18 protein-coding genes are annotated in these 20,955 nt (G+C 57.6%); 10 read left to right on the forward strand and 8 right to left on the reverse strand.

The window, feature by feature from the left end; genetic code table 11:
* Nucleotides 1-58 precede the first annotated feature (58 nt).
* From EYC79_RS19150 to petA, 4 genes are all read right to left on the reverse strand, one after another.
* Entirely contained in the window at nt 59-451 is a 393-nt protein-coding gene (locus EYC79_RS19150) for a GFA family protein (RefSeq protein WP_130979124.1), read from the reverse strand.
* 73 nt (nt 452-524) lie between these two features.
* Entirely contained in the window at nt 525-1,436 is a 912-nt protein-coding gene (locus tag EYC79_RS19155) for a cytochrome c1 (protein WP_062441072.1), read from the reverse strand.
* A gap of 21 nt (nt 1,437-1,457) precedes the next feature.
* Nucleotides 1,458-2,741 carry a cytochrome b gene (locus EYC79_RS19160; RefSeq protein ID WP_062426385.1) on the reverse strand — a complete coding sequence of 428 codons (1,284 nt, stop codon included), beginning with the start codon at nt 2,739-2,741 and terminating at the stop codon, nt 1,458-1,460.
* Nucleotides 2,742-2,754: 13 nt separating this feature from the next.
* On the reverse strand, nt 2,755-3,333 hold the full coding sequence (petA, locus tag EYC79_RS19165) for a ubiquinol-cytochrome c reductase iron-sulfur subunit (RefSeq protein ID WP_062426384.1): 579 nt from the start codon (nt 3,331-3,333) through the stop codon (nt 2,755-2,757).
* Nucleotides 3,334-3,642: 309 nt separating this feature from the next.
* Here petA and EYC79_RS19170 point away from each other — a divergent pair, with 309 nt between their 5' ends.
* Nucleotides 3,643-4,578 carry an endonuclease/exonuclease/phosphatase family protein gene (locus tag EYC79_RS19170; protein WP_130979126.1) on the forward strand — a complete coding sequence of 312 codons (936 nt, stop codon included), beginning with the start codon at nt 3,643-3,645 and terminating at the stop codon, nt 4,576-4,578.
* A 60-nt stretch (nt 4,579-4,638) separates the two neighbouring features.
* On the opposite strand, the gene EYC79_RS19175 is transcribed toward EYC79_RS19170, so the two are convergent.
* The 3 genes from EYC79_RS19175 to EYC79_RS19185 form a co-directional block, all read right to left on the reverse strand.
* Nucleotides 4,639-6,501 (reverse strand): ABC transporter ATP-binding protein, encoded by a 1,863-nt coding sequence (locus EYC79_RS19175; RefSeq protein WP_130979128.1) that lies wholly within the window; start codon nt 6,499-6,501, stop codon nt 4,639-4,641.
* A 167-nt stretch (nt 6,502-6,668) separates the two neighbouring features.
* Nucleotides 6,669-8,597, reverse strand: coding sequence for a methyl-accepting chemotaxis protein (locus EYC79_RS19180; RefSeq protein WP_245495320.1), 1,929 nt, complete (start codon nt 8,595-8,597; stop codon nt 6,669-6,671).
* A gap of 209 nt (nt 8,598-8,806) precedes the next feature.
* A complete protein-coding gene (locus tag EYC79_RS19185) occupies nt 8,807-10,663 on the reverse strand; it encodes an ABC transporter ATP-binding protein (RefSeq protein ID WP_062426380.1) in 1,857 nt (618 codons plus the stop codon).
* A 415-nt stretch (nt 10,664-11,078) separates the two neighbouring features.
* On the opposite strand from EYC79_RS19185, the gene EYC79_RS19190 reads away from it, so the two are divergent.
* Both EYC79_RS19190 and EYC79_RS19195 read left to right on the forward strand, forming a co-directional pair.
* Complete coding sequence (locus EYC79_RS19190; protein ID WP_130979138.1) at nt 11,079-11,540, forward strand: tRNA (cytidine(34)-2'-O)-methyltransferase; 462 nt, start codon at nt 11,079-11,081, stop codon at nt 11,538-11,540.
* A gap of 190 nt (nt 11,541-11,730) precedes the next feature.
* A complete protein-coding gene (locus EYC79_RS19195; protein ID WP_062440261.1) occupies nt 11,731-13,383 on the forward strand; it encodes a Na/Pi cotransporter family protein in 1,653 nt (550 codons plus the stop codon).
* A 180-nt stretch (nt 13,384-13,563) separates the two neighbouring features.
* Here the strand turns inward: EYC79_RS19195 and EYC79_RS19200 are convergent, their stop codons facing one another.
* Nucleotides 13,564-13,839: a hypothetical protein gene (locus EYC79_RS19200; protein ID WP_062440259.1), complete on the reverse strand. Its 276-nt coding sequence runs from the start codon at nt 13,837-13,839 to the stop codon at nt 13,564-13,566.
* A 186-nt stretch (nt 13,840-14,025) separates the two neighbouring features.
* Here EYC79_RS19200 and hemF point away from each other — a divergent pair, with 186 nt between their 5' ends.
* From hemF to EYC79_RS19235, 7 genes are all read left to right on the forward strand, one after another.
* Nucleotides 14,026-14,937: an oxygen-dependent coproporphyrinogen oxidase gene (gene hemF, locus EYC79_RS19205; RefSeq protein ID WP_130979139.1), complete on the forward strand. Its 912-nt coding sequence runs from the start codon at nt 14,026-14,028 to the stop codon at nt 14,935-14,937.
* Between the two features lie 132 nt (nt 14,938-15,069).
* Complete coding sequence (locus EYC79_RS19210; RefSeq protein WP_062426375.1) at nt 15,070-15,336, forward strand: hypothetical protein; 267 nt, start codon at nt 15,070-15,072, stop codon at nt 15,334-15,336.
* A 140-nt stretch (nt 15,337-15,476) separates the two neighbouring features.
* On the forward strand, nt 15,477-16,208 hold the full coding sequence (locus tag EYC79_RS19215; RefSeq protein ID WP_062598695.1) for a helix-turn-helix transcriptional regulator: 732 nt from the start codon (nt 15,477-15,479) through the stop codon (nt 16,206-16,208).
* A 446-nt stretch (nt 16,209-16,654) separates the two neighbouring features.
* On the forward strand, nt 16,655-18,448 hold the full coding sequence (locus tag EYC79_RS19220) for a methyl-accepting chemotaxis protein (RefSeq protein WP_472240650.1): 1,794 nt from the start codon (nt 16,655-16,657) through the stop codon (nt 18,446-18,448).
* On the forward strand, nt 18,448-18,918 hold the full coding sequence (locus EYC79_RS19225; RefSeq protein WP_062598697.1) for a chemotaxis protein CheW: 471 nt from the start codon (nt 18,448-18,450) through the stop codon (nt 18,916-18,918). The genes EYC79_RS19220 and EYC79_RS19225 overlap by 1 nt, the downstream gene beginning before the upstream one ends.
* Nucleotides 18,919-19,053: 135 nt before the next feature.
* Nucleotides 19,054-20,586 (forward strand): putative bifunctional diguanylate cyclase/phosphodiesterase, encoded by a 1,533-nt coding sequence (locus tag EYC79_RS19230; RefSeq protein ID WP_130979143.1) that lies wholly within the window; start codon nt 19,054-19,056, stop codon nt 20,584-20,586.
* Nucleotides 20,587-20,723: 137 nt separating this feature from the next.
* Nucleotides 20,724-20,912, forward strand: a complete 189-nt coding sequence (locus EYC79_RS19235) for a DUF1059 domain-containing protein (protein WP_062440243.1) — start codon at nt 20,724-20,726, stop codon at nt 20,910-20,912.
* Nucleotides 20,913-20,955 lie beyond the last annotated feature (43 nt).

Consider the following 20,955-nt stretch of genomic DNA (forward strand, 5'->3'; position numbering starts at 1 on the left):
GAAGGTTGCCGCACCCTATCAAGTTGATGTCGGCGAACCAACGAAAAAGGTACGGCCCTTATTCGCCGGTCGTCATGCTCGGTATTTTGGCCCATACCGGGCAGACATCCTCGAAGGAATGGGCGTGAGGCCGCAACGCCTGATCCTCACGATTGTCAAAACTTGCCCAGACAAGCGCAACGACAGGCTCATCGTCGATTGCGCCAAGCGTGCTGCCGCAAGCGGCGCAGAAGGCGCGGCTGGAATAATCGAAGGAACGATAGGCCGATGGCGCACCGCCGGACCCGATCCTGACAACATCGTCCGCGTTGAACTCCACCCAGGTGAGGCTGGTCGCACCGGAGTGCCGCTGGCAGACCTCGCAGGAGCACGTGTGAGCATTGCGCGGCACGGCCCTGGTTTCAAAGCGGATCGAGCCACACAGACAGCCTCCGGTTCGAATTTTCGTCATCGAGCGCTCCCACAGGTCACAAAAAAGCCCCGCGGGTGACCGCGGGGCTCTTACGCAGATCATGCGAAAGCTATCAGTGCTCTTTTCGCGAATAAACCGACTTCTTCGTGAGGTAGATCAGCACCGTGAAGATGAACAGGAATATCATCACCATGAAACCCGTGCGCTTACGCTGTTCCAGATGGGGCTCGGCAGCCCACATGAGGAAGGCCGAGATGTCTCTGGAATATTGCTCCAGCGTCTGCGGCGTACCATCATCGTAGGTCACCTGATCGTTGCTGATGGGTGGAGCCATTTTCAACGATGTAGCGCTGCCGAAATACGGATTGAAGTGGGTGCCTTCCGGAACCTTATAGTCCGTACCATCCGGGTTCTTGATGCCGGCTGGCGGCTCCTGATATCCCGTCAGCAGCGCGTGGATGTAGTCCGGGCCACCTTCCTGATAACCGCCAACGATCGGGATCATGTCGATGATGAACTGCGGGAAACCGCGTTCAACACCGCGTGCCTTGGCGAGCAGCGACATGTCCGGAGGGGCAGCGCCGCCATTGGAGGCAGCAGCCGCTTCCTTGTTCGGATATGGCGACGGGAAGTGATCGGATGGTACGGCCTTGCGGGTGAACATTTCACCGTCGGCATTCGGACCGTCCTGCACTTCATATTCCGCAGCGAAAGCCTTGACCTGATCTTCCGAGTAGCCGAGGCCCTCAAGCGTACGGAAGGAAACCAGGCTCATGGAGTGGCAGGCGGAACAGACTTCCTTGTAGATCTTCAGGCCGCGCTGCAACTGACCCTTGTCATATTTGCCGAAGGGACCAGCAAAGGACCACGTCTCCTCATGCGGCTTCAGGATGGGGAAGTGCCCGCCTGCAATCGCATGGGTCGCCTTCGACGCGAGGTCGTCATGGCCTTCTTCTGCTGCCATGGCGGCGGTAAACCCGCCGAGAGCGGCCATGAGCGCGATGCCCGTTACAAGCTTCTTCATTGTCATCATTCTCTCCCGCACTCAGATCTTCACGCCGGCAGGCGCGTCTGTGGTCGCCTTGGCGTTCTTTTCAAGAACGGCCTCGGTGATCGAATTCGGGATTCGCCTTGGCGTCTCGAACAGGCCGAGAAGAGGCATGATGAGGAGGAAGAAGCCGAAGTAGTAGAGCGTACCCAACTGCGACATCGTCACATAGAGGCCTTCCGCGGGACGCGAGCCAAGCCAACCGAGCATGATGGCATTGGCGACGAAGATCCAGAAGAACAGCTTGTACCAGGGGCGATAGACCGCAGAGCGAACCTTGGACGTATCTAGCCATGGCAGGAAGAACAGCACGACAATCGCACCGAACATCACCAGAACGCCACCGAGCTTGGAATCGATCGGGCCGACATTGAAGGTGATGGCGCGCAGCATGGCGTAGAAGGGAAGGAAGTACCATTCCGGCACGATGTGGGCCGGCGTCTTCAGCGCGTCCGCCATGATGTAGTTGTCGGGATGGCCGAGGAAGTTCGGCATGTAGAAGACGAACCAGGCGTAGGCGATCAGGAAAATCGACACGCCAAGCGCATCCTTCAGCGTCGCATAGGGCGTGAAGGGAACGGTGTCCGTCTTGCTCTTGACCTCGACGCCCGTGGGGTTTGTCTGGCCGGTCACGTGCAGCGCCCAGATATGCAGGATGACGACGCCGGCAATCATGAAGGGCAGCAGGTAGTGCAGCGCGAAGAAGCGGTTCAGCGTCGGCTGATCGACAGCGAAGCCACCGAGCAGGAATTGCTGGATCCACTCACCCACCAGCGGGAAGGCGGTGAAGAAGCCGGTGATAACGGTCGCACCCCAGAAGGACATCTGGCCCCAAGGCAGAACGTAACCCATGAAGCCGGTTGCCATCATCAGAAGGAAGATGACGCAGCCGAGGATCCAGAGAATTTCACGTGGCGCCTTGTAGGAGCCGTAATAGAGGCCGCGGGCAATATGCAGATAGACCGCGATGAAGAAGAAGGACGCGCCATTGGCGTGCATGTAGCGCAACAGCCAGCCATGGTTCACGTCGCGCATGATCTTCTCGACGGAGGTGAAGGCGACCGTCGTATCAGCAGCATAATGCATGGCAAGCACCACGCCCGTCAGGATCTGCACGATCAGCATGACGGCGAGCATGGCACCGAAGGTGTATGCGTAGTTCAGATTGCGCGGAACCGGATAGGCCACGAAGCTGTCATAGATCATACGCGGCAGCGGAAGGCGGGAATCGACCCATCTCTCGATACCGGTCGATGGCTGGTAACTGGAATGACCACTCATTTCATCTGTCCCCTTATCCGATTCTGATCACGGTATCGGATGTGAATGCGAAGGTCGGAATATGCAGGTTTTCCGGCGCCGGACCTTTGCGAATGCGGCCCGCCGTATCGTAGTGCGAGCCATGGCAGGGACAGAACCATCCGCCGAAATCGCCCGCCTGACCAAGCGGAACGCAGCCGAGGTGGGTACAGGAGCCGATCATGACGATCCAGTTTTCCTTGCCCTGACCGGCCGAGCGGTCGATGTCGGTGGCCTGTGCATCGGGCGCAAGGTTGGCGTTGCGGGCAACCGGATCCTTCAGCTGAGCCAGTTGAACGGCATTGGCTTCCTGAATTTCCTTCTCAGTGCGGTTGCGGATGAAGATCGGCTTGCCGCGCCACTTGACGGTCAGCGACATGCCAGGCTCGACGCTGGCAACATTAACTTCGATGGAAGCGAGTGCGAGCGTGGATGCATCGGGACGCATCTGGTCGATGAAAGGCCATGCAACGGCGGCGGCGCCAACGGCACCGGCCATACCCGTCACAAGGTAAAGAAAATCGCGACGGGTGGGTTCACCCGACGCGTCATGGTCATTTACGTGCTCGCTCACCGCTACACCATCCTCTGCGCTAATTTCGTTGAAAATCGCATGAGTCCTCCCGCTCCGATTTGATCCAAGACAAACTCCATCCCCAGCGTCTTGGTCATGCATGCGCGAAGATAAAATCGCGCTTATATGTGTGATCGCAAAATATGCCCGACCTTGGCAAGAGGAAAGCACACAAAGCTGCCGTAATTTCGCCTTGAGCCGCATCTTTTCGTCCGTTTTTCTCAGCCGGCTGTCCATCCAGCAACATTGTGTGCGGGCATGGGCCGTGCTAAGCGACCTCCGGGAGCGCGAGAAGACGGGAATTTAAGCGTGAAAGCACGGCTCACCTGCATCGCCTCAATGGCGATCATCGCAGCTCTTTTTTCAATAAGCATCAGATATGTAAGAGATTTTTGGCTTCTGGCCTTCGTCAACAGCTTCCAGCTACATATCGCGGTGCTGGCCGCTCTTGCCTGCATCATCTGCTTCCTTGTCCTGCGCTCGCGCCTCTTCGTGGCACTTCTGGCATGGTCGTTGGTTCTCGCCGCGCACGCTGTTTCCATGCAGTATGATTTCGTCACGGACAGGCAATATCCGGCGGACGCCAAACCTTTCCGCCTCATGTCTTTCAATGTGCTGCGCGAAAATCGACGAAGCGCCGAATCAATCGCAGACGCCATCCTCTCCTCTCAAGCCGATGTCGTTTACATCATGGAGGCCGCAGCCCTCCGCAGCGTTTTGCCGCGTCTACAGCAGACCTACCCCCACCGCCTCGGCTGTGGTGCGGGCACAGCATCCTGCGATCTTTTGATGCTGTCCAAGCGACCCTTGCGCGATGCCAGGATCGGGACACTCAGCTATGTCAGCCCAGAGCGCGCCGGTTTTGCCCAGATAGACCTTGGTGGTGTCACGCTCAATCTCGCGCAGGTGCATCTGACAAAGCCCTATTTCGATGAGAACCATGGTGAGGAGCTGCTCAATCTCTCATCTGTGCTGAGAAGCATGCAAGGCCCTGTCATTCTCGGCGGAGATTTCAATTCCGCCAGCGTTGTTCCGGATATGCGTCGCTTCATGGAAAATGTAGAGCTGGAGAAAGTCAGCTGGGAACCCGCGACATGGCCAATCAAGGCCGGACGGTTCGGTATCGCTATCGATCATGTCTTCGCTCGAAAGCCCGCGACCCTCATCAGCGTCCAGCGCATGCCCAACAATCTGGGGTCCAACCATTACGGGCTGACTGCGGATTTCATGATTGCAGCAGAATAAGTCCCCAGCAAATAGAAACAATGAGTTGAAGTACGCCTCTTCTCTACCGGGTGGAAGCGCTTAAAGCTCTTCCGCATCCAGAAAGCCGCCGGACTGGCGCGCCCAGAGGTCCGCGTAGAGCCCGCCGCTCGCGACCAGCTCGCTATGGGTACCCTGCTCGACGATCCGCCCGGCATCCATCACCACCAGCCTGTCGAGCGCGGCGATCGTTGACAGACGATGCGCGATTGCCAGCACCGTCTTGCCCCTCATCAACGCGTCGAGATTGCTCTGGATCGCCGCTTCCACCTCGGAGTCGAGCGCCGACGTCGCCTCGTCCAGAATGAGGATCGGCGCGTCTTTCAGCATCACACGCGCAATCGCGATGCGCTGACGCTGACCACCGGAAAGCTTGACGCCGCGTTCGCCCACATGGGCATCGAAGCCCTTGCGGCCTCGCTGGTCTTCAAGCCGCGCGATGAAATCGTCGGCCTGCGCTCGACGTGCGGCTTCCAGTAACTCCTCCTCGGTCGCGTCCGTCCGGCCAAACATGATGTTGTCGCGAATGGAGCGGTGCAGAAGCGAGGTATCCTGCGTCACCATGCCGATATGGGCGCGCAACGTCTCCTGTGTCACATGGGCAATATCCTGCCCATCGATCAGGATGCGCCCCTGCTCCACGTCATAGAAGCGCAAAAGCAGATTGACGAGTGTCGACTTGCCGGCGCCTGAGCGTCCGACGATACCGACCTTTTCGCCGGGCGCGATGGTAAGGTTGAGGTGATCGATGACACCCTTGCCGCGTCCATAGTGGAAGCTAACATCATCGAACTGGACGCTCGGCGTCGTCACCTCGAGCGGCTTTGCATCCGCCGCATCGACAAGGCCGATCGGCTGCGAGATCAGTTCGGCGGCGTTCTGCACCGTGCCGAAATTGCGCATGATGCCGTTAAACTGCGTCATCAGCCGTCCAAGCAGGAAGTTGAGCCGCAGCACCAAGGCAAGCGTGAAGGCCACCGCACCGGAGCTGATCTTGCCGGAGAGCCACAGATCGATGCAAAGGGCTGCCATCGACGTGATCATGATGCCCGATAGCAGCGCCATGGACGCCCTGACCCCCGTGATGAAGCGGGTAAAGGTCATGGTGGTGCGCTGGAAGGTATCGAAGCCCTGGCGCATATAGCGGTCATTGGCATCAGCGCGACCGAAGAGGCGCAGCGTCTGGATATTGCTATAGGCATCCACCATGCGCCCGTTCAGCATGGAGGCAGCTTCCGCGGTCTCGCGCGAATGGAAGCGAATGCGCGGCACGAAATAGCGCGCCAGCATGGAGAAGATGCCGACCCAGAGCACCACCACCAGTCCAAGCCGCCAGTCCAGCCCGCCGATCAGGAAGAGCATCGATACCGAATAGATGCCGACGAACCAGACGCTTTCCATCAGCGATGTGACGAGATCGCCCGCCGCCTGCCCGCCCGACCAGACCTTGGTGACGATCCGACCGGAGAAATCGTTCTGGAAGAAGCTCAGCGACTGCCGTGCCACATGCATATAGGACTGCCAGCGCACGAGGTTGTAGAAACCCGGCGTGATGATCTGCTGATCGACGAGCGCCGTCAGCATGGTGACGACGAAGCGCACCACAGCGATCAGGAACAGCATCCCGACCAGCTCATAACCGTGGCTCGCCAGCAGGCCAGACCAGCCATCGCCCGGCTTGACGGTCGAGAGTATATCGACGAGCCGCCCGACGAACCAGAAGAGCGCCGCTTCGATCGCAGCCGTCAATCCACCGAGCACAAGCATGGCGAAGAACGGTGCCTCGGCCTGACGGAGATAGAACCAGATGAAAGCAAATGTGCTTTCCGGCGGCCTCAGATCGTCCTTGCGGGCGAAGGGCTCGATCCAGTTTTCGAAATAGTGGAAAACACGGGTGATGATCATATTGATTGTATAGGCGGATTCTTGAGAGGGGCAAAGAACAGGGCAGATTATATTTCGGTAATGCGGCCCCACAAGATCGATCGGTTGTTGGGCCAGAGGAGACCACCTGTAATGAAAAAAAGGCGGGAGATGTTCCCGCCTATAGGACTGATCGGCACGCAATCAGGTCAGAACTCCGTCCAGTGGTCCTCAGCAACCGCCACCGCCGCAGAACCCCTCCCCGTGAAGGCAGAGGCAAGTCGCTGGCCCATCGCGCGGGCTGGCGATCGTTGCGCCGGCTGGTTGGACGCCTGGACCGGCTGAGAGACGGACCGGGCCACAGCCCCCTCTTCCAGCTTGAACTGGGAGAGAAGCGCCATCAGCGAAGCCGCCTGCGTTGCAAGGCCATAGGTCGCAGCACTCGACTGCTCCACCATCGACGCATTCTGCTGCGTGCCCTGATCCATCTGGTTGACGGCCGAGTTGATCTCAGAAAGACCGGTGGACTGTTCGCGGGCAGAGGCGACGACGGCTGCCACGTTCCGGTTGATCTCCTGAACCTCCGCCACGATCGCTTCAAGCGCCTGCCCCGTTTCGCCAACCAGCGTCACGCCGTCACGCACCTGCTCGCCGGATTTGGTGATCAGCGTCTTGATTTCCTTCGCCGCACTTGCCGAGCGTTGAGCAAGCTCGCGCACTTCCTGAGCAACGACGGCAAAGCCCTTGCCCGCCTCGCCGGCACGTGCTGCCTCCACCCCTGCGTTGAGCGCCAGCAGATTGGTCTGGAAGGCGATGTCGTCGATCACGCCGATAATATTGCTGATCGCATTCGACGAGTTCTGGATTTCGGTCATGGCGGTCACGGCTTTCCGCACGACCTCGCCGGATCGTTCGGCACCGGCTCTGGTTTTCGCCACCAGCTCACCGGCATCACCCGCCTTGACGGCGGAATCCTTCACCGCCGTCGTCACCTGCTCAAGCGCTGCGGCGGTTTCCTCCACCGATGCGGCCTGCTGTTCGGTGCGTCTGGAAAGATCGTCGGTTGCCGAGCGGATCTCATTGGCGCCAGCATCGATCATTCGCGCATTTTCACCCACCGAGCGAAGCGCTGCCTGCAGCTTTTCGACCGACTCGTTGAAGTTCAACCGCACACCATCCAACTGGCTGACGAAGGGCGTTTCGAGCCGGAAGGTCATGTCGCCATCGGCAAGGTGCTTCAGACCATCGGCTAGACCATCCACCGCCAACGTCACGTCCGCAGCCTCCTTCGCCTTCTGCTTCTCGCGCGCTACCCGCTCCTGTTCGCTGAGACTGCGATTGGCTTCCGCTTGCCGTTCAAGTCGCTCACGCTCCAGCGCATTGGCGCGGAAGACACAAACGGCGGCAGCCATTTCACCGATCTCGTCGCTGCGCTCCCCATGGGGAATGTCTCTTGCGGTATCGCCCGCCGCAAGCGCATTCATCGCCTCGGTAATGTCGGTGATCGGCCGCGCAATCCGGAAGAGCGACAGAAGAGCCGCGCCAATCGCAATGATGCTCACCGCAATGAGAGCCGTCATCGTGGCTTCCAGAGCAAAGTCCGAGGCATCCTTCAGATGCTGATGGGACTGAGCCGTCAGAACCTTGTTCGCGGCAATCAGCGCATTGATGGCTTTGGTCGACGCATCCGCCGCCGGAGTCATCCGCGCGGTCCTGAGCTCCATCGCTTCATCCACTTTGGAGGCGGCAAGAAGGCTGACGAATTCGCTGCCCGCCTTCTCGTACTCGCCGACAGCCGCTGAAAGCGCCTCGAAGACATGCTTTATCTCGGGAACGGCCACGGTCGAACCATAAGCGTCGAAGGCCGCCTGGCGCGCCGCGATCGCGGACTGAAGTGGTACGGAGGCCTTTTGGACGTCGTCTGGCGTTTTGGCACTGAGAAGAACGACATATTCCCGGCGCACGTCGCCGAAGCTTCGATCCATATCGCCGATGAGAAGTGTGCGCGCAAGCCGGTTCGCCAGCTGTGTGCCCTCCTCTTTCATGACGCTCATGGAATAGATTGCCAGTCCGCCCTGTATCGCCCCCAAGACAATCAACAGCGTGAAGAGTGCAGGCAAAAGTAGTTTAATTTTCATTCTGAACAAGCACATGACACCCCCAATAGTAGAATTGACATCCGAAAACCAACCATTGCACTACTATTACGAGTGATTCTTAAAGATAATGTTATTGATAAATATCAAGAAACGAGAATACACTTCAAAAAATAAGGTCCCCACATGATGATGCGGGGACCCAATACTTCAGTATACTGATTATGCCGGACTCAGGTTATAGAGACTTCCTATTCGCCCGCTGCTTTCATCTCCGGCTCCTCATCGGCAATGAAGCCGCCCGACTGGCGCTGCCACAGATCGGCATAGATGCCGCCATGGGCCACCAGTTCGGAATGCGTTCCGGCCTCGACGATCTTGCCCTTGTCGAGAATGATCAATCGATCCATCTCGGTCAGTGTCGAAAGCCGATGCGCGATCGCAATCACCGTCTTGCCTTCCATCAGCGCAAACAGGTTCTCCTGGATGGCCTGCTCGACTTCCGAGTCCAGCGCCGAGGTCGCCTCGTCGAGAATGAGGATTGGCGCATTCTTCAGGAACACACGCGCAATCGCGATACGCTGACGCTGACCGCCGGAAAGCTTGACGCCGCGCTCGCCAACCTGCGCATCGAGCGCGTGGCGGCCATGCATGTCCACCAGCGTTTCGATGAAGTCCCAGGCATTGGCACGCTTGGCCGCAGCGATGATCTCCTCGTCGCTTGCACCCGGATGACCATAGGCGATGTTGTCGCGAATGGAGCGGTGCAGAAGCGAGGTATCCTGCGTCACCACGCCGATCAGGCTGCGAAGGCTGTCCTGCGATACGTGCGAGATGTCCTGCCCGTCAATGGTGATCCTGCCGCCTTCCAGATCGTAAAAGCGCAACAGAAGGTTCATCAGCGTCGTCTTGCCGGCACCGGAGCGCCCGACGAGACCGACCTTCTCACCCGCCTTGATATCCAGCGTCAGCCCATCGATGACACCCTTGTTCTTTCCGTAGTGGAAACGGATGTCGTCGAACAGGATTGCGCCCTTGTGTGCGCTTAAGCTTGGTGCGTTTGCAGCATCGACGATATCGTGCGGCTTGGTCATCATCGACATGCCGTCATAGACGGTGCCGATGTTTTCAAACAGCGCGGTCACTTCCCACATGATCCACTGCGACATGCCGTTGACGCGCATGGCAAGGCTGATGGCAATGGCGACCGAACCGGCGGTCACCGAGCCCTGCATCCAGAAGTAAAGACCAAGGCTCGCCGTCGAGAACATGACGATCGCATTGTTGATGTCGATCAGCATGTTGAAGCCGGAAATCTTGCGCATCTGGCGGTGAACGGTTCCAAGGAACACGTCCATGCCCTCACGCGCATAAACCTCCTCGCGCCCCGCATGCGAGAACAGCTTGATGGTGGAGATGTTCGTGTAGCTATCCACGATGCGGCCCGTCATCATCGAACGCGCATCCGCCTGTTCCTGCGCCAACCGGCCAAGCTTTGGCACGAAATAGGTCAGGATGCACAGATAGATGCCGAGCCACGCGAGCAAGGGAATGACCAGGCGCCAGTCGGCGGCCGCCACCATGAACAGCATCGAAATGACGAAGCTGATCGCGTAGACGAAAACGTCGATGATCTTCAACGCCACTTCGCGGATGGCGAGCGCCGTCTGCATGACCTTGGTCGAAACGCGCCCCGCAAACTCATTGGCGAAGAAGGTCATGGAGTGGCGCAGCAGATACCGGTGCATCCGCCAGCGCGCGATCATGCCGAAATTGCCGGCCAGCGTTTGGTGCATGGTCATGGTGTGGATCGAGCCCATCAATGGCAAGCCGATCAGAACGAGCGCACCCATGCCGACAAGATGCCAGCCCTCATCCGCAAAGAAGGTCTCGCGGTTGGCGGTGGAGAGCCAGTCAACGATGCTTCCAAGGAACTTGTAGAGCATGGCTTCGGCAATCGCGATGCCCATGGACATCAGGCCGAGCAGAAGAAGCCATGGCCATGCCGGCTTCACGTAGTGCCACATGAAGGCAATCAGCGTCTTCGGCGGCGTTGACGGCGTGGACGAAGGAAATGGATCGAGTCGTTTTTCAAACCAGCCAAACATGAGGCTAAGCTCCGAATAGAATACCCCGAAAGAACATGCGCAATGGACATGAAGCGCCACCGCCAGAACGGGAAAACACATGGAACGCGGCCGTAACAGCCACATGACGAAATTTTAAATCGGAAAAATGCGGGAGACCCGCAAAGACACACCTAGGCCTGAAGCGGCACTACAAAGGCCGGGAGGCGATATCGATTGTGCTGATCCATCTGAACCTCCTATGGCTGGTGTTGAAGATGAGGCCTTGTAGCTCAAAATATAATCATTGACCAGATGTAAACAGCTGCACATCCAAGATTGTGTCGTGCAATCGCCAGGTTGTGGCGTTTCAGTGACATCAAGGTCGCCCTTTGACTGATCATCAAGAGCCCTCCATGCTCACCGCCTCGACCTCGTCGAAAACAGGAACACCATCATGTCCAACATCAGGATCGCTCTTTATCAACCGGATATTCCTGGCAATACCGGCACGATCCTGCGGCTTGCGGCCTGTCTCGGCGCCGGCGTCGATATCATCGAGCCCGCAGGCTTCGATATCTCCGACCGCAACCTGAAACGCGCGGGCATGGATTACATCGCTTCGGCCGCACTCGTTCGCCATGTCAACTGGGAGCGGTTCGAGGGATGGCGCGCCACAACCGGACGGCGCCTGGTCCTGGCGTCCACAAAGGCTGCCCTGCCCTATACCAAGGTGGAGTACCGACCGGACGATATCCTGCTCTTTGGTCGGGAGAGCGCCGGGGTGCCTGACCACGTGCATGACAAGGCGGATGAGCGGGTTCTGATCCCGATGGTCGAAGGCCAGCGTTCGATCAACGTCGCCATGTCGGCGGCAATGATCACCGGCGAAGTTCTTCGTCAAACATTTTGGCCATAAATTTCTGGAAATTCTGAAAAGATTGTTTCAGAAACCTCTGTACCACTGAACTTTTCGTCCCTATGTTGGTTAGCCAACGAAAGATTTCCCGCTCGATTTCTTCCTGCCCGCCGCACGCGCTCGGCGACGAAGACCTCGTGCAAGGCTATTCTTCGATCATGACCGAATAGACGGAAAGGAGTGGCCGCTCATGGAATCCACCATCGTTATCGTCAATTTGCTCGGAGCGGTCGCGCTGCTGCTGTTCGGTCTGACGCAGGTCAAGGATGGCGTCACGCGTGCATTCGGGCTGAAGCTTAGAACCATCCTTGCCACCAGCACCCGCAACGGGCCCCGCTCCTTCGTCTCCGGCTTCTTCGCAACCATCGCGCTCCAGAGTTCGACCGCGACCGCACTCACCGTCGCCTCCTTTGCCGAGCGTGATCTGATCCGCCCGCGCATGGCGCAGATCGTTCTCCTCGGCGCCAATGTCGGCACCGCCGTCACCGCCTGGATTTTCGCAACCGGTGTGGCATGGCTGTCGCCTCTCCTCATTCTGTCCGGCATCGTGCTGCGCAAGGGCAACTCCAATGCCCGCCAGGGGGGCGGCACGGCTCTCGTCGGTGTCGGACTGATGCTGCTCTCGCTGCATCTCTTAAGCAACGCCACCGAGCCGATGCGCGCTTCACCGGCACTCGGCGCCTTCATCGGCCTGCTCGACGATGCCTGGCCGGTTGCGCTGCTCCTGTCGGCAGCCATGGCCTTCTTCTCCTCTTCCAGCCTTGCGATGGTCGTGCTGATCCTGTCGCTGGCTTCGGCCGGCATTCTGTCGACGGGGCTCATCATCGTTCTCGTTCTTGGCGCCAATCTCGGCGGCGCGATCCCGCCGGTCATTGCCACGATGAGCGGCCCTGCCGCCGCGCGGCGCATCACGCTCGGCAATCTGGTCATTCGCGCCATCGGCTGCGCCATCGCCATGCCGCTTGCGTCCTATGGCGCGATCGCGCTGCAACAACTTCCGCTGTCGGAAAGCATGCTGCCGGTGGATGCCCATCTGATCTTCAACATTCTGCTGACGATCGTTGCATGGCCGCTTTCAGGCTTCGTATCCGATCTGATGGCAAAGGTCGTGCCAAGCGATGTGCAGAGCGATGACGGCCCGCGCTTTCTCGATAAGGACGCGCTCGATACGCCGGTCGTCGCACTGGCCAATGCCACGCGCGAAGTTCTGGTCATCGGCGATACGATCGAGCGCATGCTGATCCGCGCTGAAAACGCCTTCAAGCACAACGACCTGGCACCGCTTGCCGAAATCGCAATGCTGGAAAAGAAGGTGGACCAGCTACAGCAGGAGGTGAAGATCTACCTCTCGCAACTCGGCCGCAAGGGACTGGACGAGAACGATGCGCGCCGTTCGATCACGGTCATCGACTACGCCATCAATCTGGAACATATGGGCGACATCATCGAGAAAGGCCTGTGCGAGCAGATCCGCAAGAAGATCCTGAACGGCTTCAAGTTCTCCGATGAAGGCTATGACGAATTGAAGACGCTCTTCGACATGACCATCGAGAACCTGCGCGCCGCCCAAAGCATCTTCGTGACCGGCGACCTGTCGCTTGCCCGGCGACTGATGGAGATCAAGATCGATATCCGCCGCCTCGAAAAGCGCTCCTCAGGCCGTCATCTGGAACGTCTGCGCGACGGATTGATGGAAAGCCTGCAGACCAGCTCGCTGCATCTCGACATGCTACGAGACCTGAAACGCATCAACGCCCATATCGTCTCGGTCGCGCATCCCATTCTGGATGAAAGCGGCATTCTGGGCGAGAGCCGTCTACGCACCGCCGAGACGCGGGCGTAAGGGTTTACCGGCTACGTTCTTGGCGGGCTCTGCCATCCGCGCCACCCATCATCGTCATCCTCGGGCTTGACGCGAGGATCCATCTTTATCCAACGATCTTATGAGGTTGTGAATCCTCGGGTCAAGCCCGAGGATGACGGCAGTCAGTGTGGACAGTCCCGGCAAAACAGCGACCGCCCCTCAATCCGCCGAGGGCAAACGCCGCATGGTGAACTCGATCTGATCGCCTTCCAGCTGCCGCCAGCTTTCGACTTCCGTCCAGTATGCGGCCTTTGGATATTCCTCGAACCATTCTTTCGCCTTGGCACGGGCCTCGGCCCGCGTCATGCAGAATGTCTGGCGCACGAACATGCCGCTTTTCTGGTTTTTGGGTACGCCGCCATCGCGGTCGCGGCGGTGCGCGGCGATCCTGCGTTTCAAGCCTTCAAGCGGTGGCGGTCCGGTAAATTTCGTCATGCCAATACCTCTGATCCTCAAAAGATAGTGCGCGACTGCGCGCTTGGCGAGTCGAAATCGCATCCGCAACCCATGGCGATCACCTTTTGTTGGGACGTCATTTCCCTGCGCAAAACCGCTACACACTTCTGATGGAAATGCTCTAAATCGTCAGAACAAAATCGAATCGCATGAAGGAGACCGGATATGGAACGCCCCGTTTTGCCAAAGGGCCTGCCGGACGACATCGAGGACAAGAAGGCGATCGCCAAAGCCTGGTTCGAGAGCCTGCGAGACACGATCGTTGCCTCCTTTGAGACCATCGAGGATGAGCTTCAGGGTCCGCTCTCCGATCAGCCGCCTGGACGCTTCGTTCAGAAGAAATGGCTGCGCGATGAAGGCCAAGGCGGCGGCGGCATCATGTCGATGATGGAAGGCCGGGTGTTCGAGAAAGTCGGCGTCCACACCTCTACCGTTCATGGCGAGTTCTCGGAGGAATTCCGCAAGCAGATGCCGGGTGCCGACGAGGACCCAAGCTTCTGGGCGTCCGGCATTTCGCTGATTGCCCATCCGGTCAATCCCAATGTACCTGCCGTGCATATGAACACACGCATGGTGGTGACGACCAGCCACTGGTTCGGTGGCGGCGCCGATCTGACACCAGTCCTCAACCGTCGCCGCACCCAGGATGATCAGGACACGCAGCTCTTTCACCGCGTCTTCGAGATTACCTGCAACCGGCACGCGGTCGCCGATTATCCGCGCTACAAGCAATGGTGCGATGAATATTTCTTCCTCAAGCATCGCAACGAGCCGCGCGGCATCGGTGGCATCTTTTTCGACTGGTTGCATCCGGGTGAGGACAAGGGCGGCTGGAACGCCAATTTCGCCTTCGTCCAGGATGTCGGCCGCGCCTTCAACCTTGCCTACCCCAAGATCGTGCGCGGCAATTTCAATCAGCCATGGACCGAAGAAGACCGTGACGAACAGCTGATTCGCCGTGGTCGCTACGTGGAATTCAATCTTCTCCACGATCGCGGCACGATTTTCGGCCTGAAGACCGGGGGCAATGTGGAGTCGATCCTGTCGTCCCTCCCGCCTGTCGTGCGCTGGCCTTAAAAAAAATCAAGCAATCACGAAAATTTTGATCGTCCTTCGCGTGAAGTGGCGGTTTTTTGAAAAATTGACCCTATCGCAAAAATCGGGCGGTGATAGTCTTTGAGTGCTAGATGGACTGGAGGAGCTATCGTCATGATTACTTCGAACAGCATGCCCATTTCTACGGTTGACGGCAAACAGCCGCGCATCATCCCCACATCAGAACTGATCGACCGGCTGGCCACGGAAATGCGCGAGACGGGAGATCGCGAACTGCCGCTGTCGTTCTATGTCGAGCAGGTGAAGCGCAAGCTGGCCAATGAAAACGCCGCCAATGACGACAAGGTGAATGAGAAGACCGGCCCTGCCGTTGCAACATCTTCGGTCTTCGCTTGCTGGGCTTTGCCCGAACAAGGGTGAAGGCGAACGATATTTCTGGCGCGTCTCGCTGGGAAGTGCGGCGCGTCAGGATAACACCCCTCATAGTTTCAGCTTAAAATTTCATAGAAAATTAACATCCGCACCCCAGAAACTGGATTTCTGTTTCTAGGAGTTGCGATTTGCCATATTCACGCGCGCTTGCCCCGCAGGAGTTGTTAAACGAGGCCGTTGATCTGAGGTCGGTGCCGACCCGGCGTCATGTGGCACAACATCCTTTCATGGAGAGGCTGCGCAAGGCCGTGCCGTTTGACTTCTTTGCTGTAGCGGGACTCGATTTGGACGGATATCGCTTCGGTAGCGGGTTCTCGATCGACACGGACGTGCCGCCGGCGTTTCTTGATGCCTATTACGGCGACGATCTTCTGAAAGCCGACCCATTCGTTCAAGCCTCCGTAACGGCAACAGATGTCATCATCGACGAGAAGGTTTACGAGCAGGCAGCTCCACCGCAGCGGCTGATCTATCTTGCACGCACCTTCGGCGTTCTGAACCGGACGTTGTTTCCCATACGGCGTGGCGACGTTGTCTTCGGCGCAATAACCTTCTCGAGAGCGACGCCGTTCGATCAGGATGAAATCAGCTTCCTCAAGGAGCAGGCGGAAGTGACGCACCGCGTGATCACGCGTCCGATCATGGAAAAGTTCTCGGCTCAGACCCTGAAACTGAGCGAGGGCGAAATCGTCTGTCTACGATATGCCAGCCTTGGCAAGACGACGGATGATATCGCGAAATCGAGCGGCTATACGCCCGATACGGTGAACAGCTATATCAAGACGGCTATTCGCAAGCTTGGCGCGGACAATCGTGTTCACGCAATTGCCGAAGCCATCCGCCGCGGTCTGATCCATTAAGGCCGGCCGCGATCCTTCAGGCTCGCTCGCCCTGACTTCAGTTCTGGCTTGATCGGACGGCCTTTTCGCGCCCCCACAGTTCTGCGCCGCCTAATTTATGTCCCTGCGTCAAACGACAGCAGCGGCCCGAAAACCGAAATCGATTTCCGGAAAGCACAGATGCGTAGATCAAAAAAGAGAGGGCATCCTTTGTGCGTTCAATAGAAAGCACCGCGCTCTATGAATCACTTATTGGGCAAAGCGCATAATTTATGAGCAAAAGCTCAATTGCGGATATTGGCATTAAGCCTTTGGCAACAATTGACCCCTAAAACTGGGGGCGACAGGACGAAAGCAGCTCTCAAAACAATTGGTCGCCCTGCCTGTATTGCGTTTAACAGCCGTGGCCAAAATGACCGAGATCGATAGGGATCAGGCACCCGAGCCTCCGGCAGATAGGGAGTGTCTTGAGAATGATGTCTTTGAGTTTCTCGAACGACGCCAAAGCCGTTTTGGCTGCAATGAGTAAATCGCAAGCGATTATCGAATTCGATATGACCGGCAAAATCCTGACGGCGAATGAGAATTTTTGCAAAGCGCTCGGCTATGAGCTGAGCGAAATCGTTGGCCAACACCACCGCATCTTCGTCGATCCGGCTGAAGCCGCCAGCGCAGATTACAGGCAATTCTGGAGCGAACTCAACGCCGGCAGGTTCGATCGCCGCCAATACAAACGGATCGCCAAAGGCGGAAAGGAAGTCTGGATCGAGGCATCCTACAATCCGGTGTCGCGCGGCGGCAAATTCTACAAGGTGGTCAAATTCGCAACCGACATCACCGAGCAGAAATTGAAGTCTGCCGAGGATGCAGGCAAGCTCGATGCTCTCTCCCGCTCGCAGGCCGTGATCGAGTTTACACCGACAGGCGAAATTCTGACAGCCAACCAGAACTTCCTGACGGTCCTCGGCTATCAGCTGGCCGAGATTAAGGGCAAACACCACTCCATGTTCTGCGACAAGGCCTATGTCGGCAGCAACGACTACCAGAATTTCTGGGCGCGCCTATCGGAAGGAGAATTTGTCGCAGACGAGTTTCTGCGCATCGGCAAGGGTGGCAAAAAGGTGCACATCCAAGCGTCCTATAATCCGATCTTGGACATGAACGGTAACGTCTTCAAGGTGGTCAAGTTTGCGACCGATGTCACGGCTCGCGTAGACAACGTGGACTTGCTTGCGGCAGCGCTCCAGAGCGTCGCAGAAGGCGATCTGACACAACAGCTTTCAACACCGTTCTTGCCGGCGCTTGAGAAACTCCGCACGGATTTCAACGTTGCGGCGTCAAAACTCTGCTCGGCAATGGAAGCGGTGTCGGAGAACGCAAGCGCCATAGCGGCCGCATCCCAGGAAATCCGATCTGCCTCTGACGATTTGTCCCGCCGGACGGAACAGCAGGCCGCGTCCGTCGAAGAAACGGCGGCGGCTCTTGAGGAAATAACCACGACCGGTTCGGATTCCAGCCAGCGCGCGCAGGAAGCAGGACAGCTTGTTCGCAAGACGAAGGACAATGCCGAGCGCTCCGGTCTTGTGGTTCGCCAGGCCGTCGATGCAATGGGCAAGATTGAATCCTCTGCGTCCGAAATTGCCAATATTATTGGCGTCATCGATGAAATTGCCTTTCAAACCAACCTCCTGGCATTGAATGCCGGCGTTGAAGCGGCACGCGCCGGAGACGCAGGCAAGGGTTTTGCCGTTGTCGCGCAGGAAGTTCGTGAACTTGCGCAACGCTCGGCGAAGGCCGCCAAGGAAATCAAAGGTCTGATCAGCGCCTCGAATGGACACGTCAAGAGCGGCGTGGCTCTTGTCGGCGAAACAGGAAAGGTACTGGAGGAGATCGTCGGACAGGTCGTCCACGTCGATGCGAATGTTGTCGCGATCGTCGAGGCCTCAAGGGAACAGGCGACAGGGCTTAAGGAAATCAACACGGCCGTGAATACGATTGATCAGGGCACCCAGCAAAATGCTGCCATGGTCGAAGAAACATCGGCTGCGGCCCATAGCCTTGCAAAAGAAGCGGAGGCGCTCTTCCAGCTGTTGTCTCAGTTCAAGATCGGCTCAAACGCACCCGCGCGCCGTTCGATGCCGGTGCCTGTATCAGTCGCTGCGCGTCCCGTGGCATCCCAGCCCCGGCAGATGGTGGCAAGGATATCAAATGCGTTTCAAGGCAATGCCGCGATCAAAACCGACAGTTGGGAGGAGTTCTGATGTCCAACCTTTCGCAAAATATGAACGGTCTGACGACGCTCGATATCATCGCCTTCCAGCTTGGAGAGCAGACCTTCTGCATCGAAACAACCTCTGTTCGCGAGATCCGTGGATGGGCTGCTTCGACACCGCTACCGCATGCCTCGCCAGAGCTTCTTGGGATCATCAATCTGCGTGGGATGGTCATTCCCACGATCGACCTGTCGCGCAAACTCGGCATGCGATCAGGCGAGACCACGGAGAGGAGCGCCATCGTCGTGGTGGAGGTGAGCGGCACGCCTTTGGGATTGGTGGTCGATCAGGTGACCGACATGCTGTCTGTCACCTCCGATCAATTGCAGCCGACACCGTCCGTTGCCAGTTCCTTCGATAGATCCTGGTGCGCAGGCATCATCACCCACATATCGGGCATGATCTGTTTTCTCGATCTCCAGGCCATGTTTGCATCAAGTGATGCGCTGGCAGCTTGACGCGTTACCGCAGGTGTCGAGGCAGAATGCCTTAACACGTGCGAAACGCATATTCGGCAATATACATAAACGTTGGGAGGATGCATTCCCATACGACCGGCATGATGCCATTTCTCAGCGCGAGGCAGAAACGTCATGCCGTCCATGCATCCAAACCGCGCCAAATGGGAGGCGATTGTCTGGCTCCTCGCATTTGCGCTCATCTATGGCACCGCCTTCCTCTTCGACGGCCACGAAGCTATCGACGCCCTGTTCGTCTCTCAAGAAGCCTACAATCTCGATGAGATATTCACCGCGTTGACGATAGCCGGCGGGCTTGGTCTGATTTACTCGGTGCTTCGCATCAAGGACATGCACCGAGAAATCCAACTGCGTGTAACGGCTGAGAAACATGTCGACTGGATTGCCTGCCATGATCCGCTGACGGAGTTGCCGAACAGGAGGTTGCTGGAGGTCGCCCTCTTAAAGCTTCTAACCCTCTCTCAAACGCAGCGAAGTGCGATCTTTAGTCTCGACCTGGACGGGTTCAAGAAGGTGAATGATCTTCTCGGCCACGAGCATGGAGACCAGGTGCTGAAGGTCGTGGCAAAACGGCTCTGTTCGATGTTCCCGGAAGACAATGTCTATCGGCTGGGTGGCGATGAATTTGTGGTGGTGGTCGAGAGAAAGGGCAATCAGGATCTGTCTGCCCTGGGAAAACGCATGGTTGTTGCGATCAGTAAACCCATCGCCATCAATGGCGCGACTGTTGAGATTGGTGCGAGCATTGGATTTGCTCGTATCCCGGAAGACAGCGCCTTCCCGGCAGAAGCCATCCAATACTCCGATTGCGCGATGTATGCGGCCAAGAAAATCGGCCGCAACATCGTCAAGGCCTTCGTGCCGGAGATGCAGGAAGAGTTGATCAAGAAAATTCAGATGGAAGCGGACCTGAAGCTTGCCATGAAGCTGGGAAAAATCCGCCCATACTATCAGCCGCTCGTTGATCTCAAGACACAGGAAATTGTCGGCTACGAGGCACTTGCCCGTTGGGAAAGAGAGCCTGGCAAATTCGTTTCCCCGTGCGAGTTCATCCCTTTGGCGGAAAACGCTGGACTGATTGTCGAACTGACCGACCAGTTATTCCGCATTGCCTGCCAGGATGCGTTATCATGGCCCCCTCACACCGTTCTGTCCTTCAATATCTCTCCAGTCCAGCTCAGCGACAGGCTGCTTGGACTGCGTCTCCTCAAGGTGCTTGGCGAGGTCGGTTTACCCGTGCATCGCCTGGAACTTGAGGTCACAGAGAGTGCTCTCATCAACGACGCCGAAACGGCGCGCGACGTTCTTGACGGTCTCGTCAAATCCGGCATCAAAATCGCTCTGGATGACTTTGGGACCGGCTATTCCAGTCTTTCTCAGCTATCAAACTATCAGTTCAATAAAATCAAGATCGACAGAAAGTTTGTAGCAACATTCGAGGAAAGCGATCGGCAGGAAAAGGTCGTCCGGGCAATCATTGCGCTTGGGATTGGGCTCGGGGTCAAAATCACCGCAGAGGGCATCGAAGACGCATCACAGCTCCGGCGGCTCCAAGACCTCGGATGCGATATCGGTCAAGGCTACCTCCTTGGAAAACCTTGCCCCATCGAGGAGACGCTGGCGGTCTCTGAACGACAAATCGCGTGAGCCGATAAAGCATAGGATCAATCGGACGCACGGCGCCTTAGCCGACAACGCCAGGAACATAACCCTGTCGCGACCGTTTGAACGTCAGGCCGGTTGCAACAGTGACCTTGGCCGACCATCCATATAGGGAGGCTGTTATGAGACTTTTCGAATGTGGAACATTGGTACCCGGTTGCGAATGGCACACCCGCGCCGATGAAGACGCCGAGGTTGTACGCCGCAGCGTCGAGCACATGCGCCAGGCCCATGGTGAAACCATCATCCGCGAAAACATGGTCGAAAACATCAAGGCCCGTATTCGCGATGAAAACCAGGTCGAAGCCTGAGCTTCGACGCGCCCAATCACGTATCACCCCGGACGTTGTCCGG

The sequence above is a fragment of the Agrobacterium cavarae genome, assembly GCF_004310285.1.
Lineage (GTDB): Bacteria > Pseudomonadota > Alphaproteobacteria > Rhizobiales > Rhizobiaceae > Agrobacterium > Agrobacterium cavarae.

Excerpts from the sequence above, each read along its gene's own strand:
- EYC79_RS19150 (WP_130979124.1), bottom strand. The coding sequence starts at position 451 with ATGACGAAAATTCGAACCGGAGGCTGTCTGTGTGGCTCGATCCGCTTT.
- EYC79_RS19155 (WP_062441072.1), bottom strand. The coding sequence starts at position 1,436 with ATGAAGAAGCTTGTAACGGGCATCGCGCTCATGGCCGCTCTCGGCGGG.
- EYC79_RS19160 (WP_062426385.1), bottom strand. The coding sequence starts at position 2,741 with ATGAGTGGTCATTCCAGTTACCAGCCATCGACCGGTATCGAGAGATGG.
- EYC79_RS19175 (WP_130979128.1), bottom strand. The coding sequence starts at position 6,501 with ATGATCATCACCCGTGTTTTCCACTATTTCGAAAACTGGATCGAGCCC.
- EYC79_RS19180 (WP_245495320.1), bottom strand. The coding sequence starts at position 8,597 with ATGAAAATTAAACTACTTTTGCCTGCACTCTTCACGCTGTTGATTGTC.
- EYC79_RS19185 (WP_062426380.1), bottom strand. The coding sequence starts at position 10,663 with ATGTTTGGCTGGTTTGAAAAACGACTCGATCCATTTCCTTCGTCCACG.
- EYC79_RS19190 (WP_130979138.1), top strand. The coding sequence starts at position 11,079 with ATGTCCAACATCAGGATCGCTCTTTATCAACCGGATATTCCTGGCAAT.
- EYC79_RS19195 (WP_062440261.1), top strand. The coding sequence starts at position 11,731 with ATGGAATCCACCATCGTTATCGTCAATTTGCTCGGAGCGGTCGCGCTG.
- EYC79_RS19200 (WP_062440259.1), bottom strand. The coding sequence starts at position 13,839 with ATGACGAAATTTACCGGACCGCCACCGCTTGAAGGCTTGAAACGCAGG.
- hemF (WP_130979139.1), top strand. The coding sequence starts at position 14,026 with ATGGAACGCCCCGTTTTGCCAAAGGGCCTGCCGGACGACATCGAGGAC.
- EYC79_RS19210 (WP_062426375.1), top strand. The coding sequence starts at position 15,070 with ATGATTACTTCGAACAGCATGCCCATTTCTACGGTTGACGGCAAACAG.
- EYC79_RS19225 (WP_062598697.1), top strand. The coding sequence starts at position 18,448 with ATGTCCAACCTTTCGCAAAATATGAACGGTCTGACGACGCTCGATATC.
- EYC79_RS19230 (WP_130979143.1), top strand. The coding sequence starts at position 19,054 with ATGCCGTCCATGCATCCAAACCGCGCCAAATGGGAGGCGATTGTCTGG.
- EYC79_RS19235 (WP_062440243.1), top strand. The coding sequence starts at position 20,724 with ATGAGACTTTTCGAATGTGGAACATTGGTACCCGGTTGCGAATGGCAC.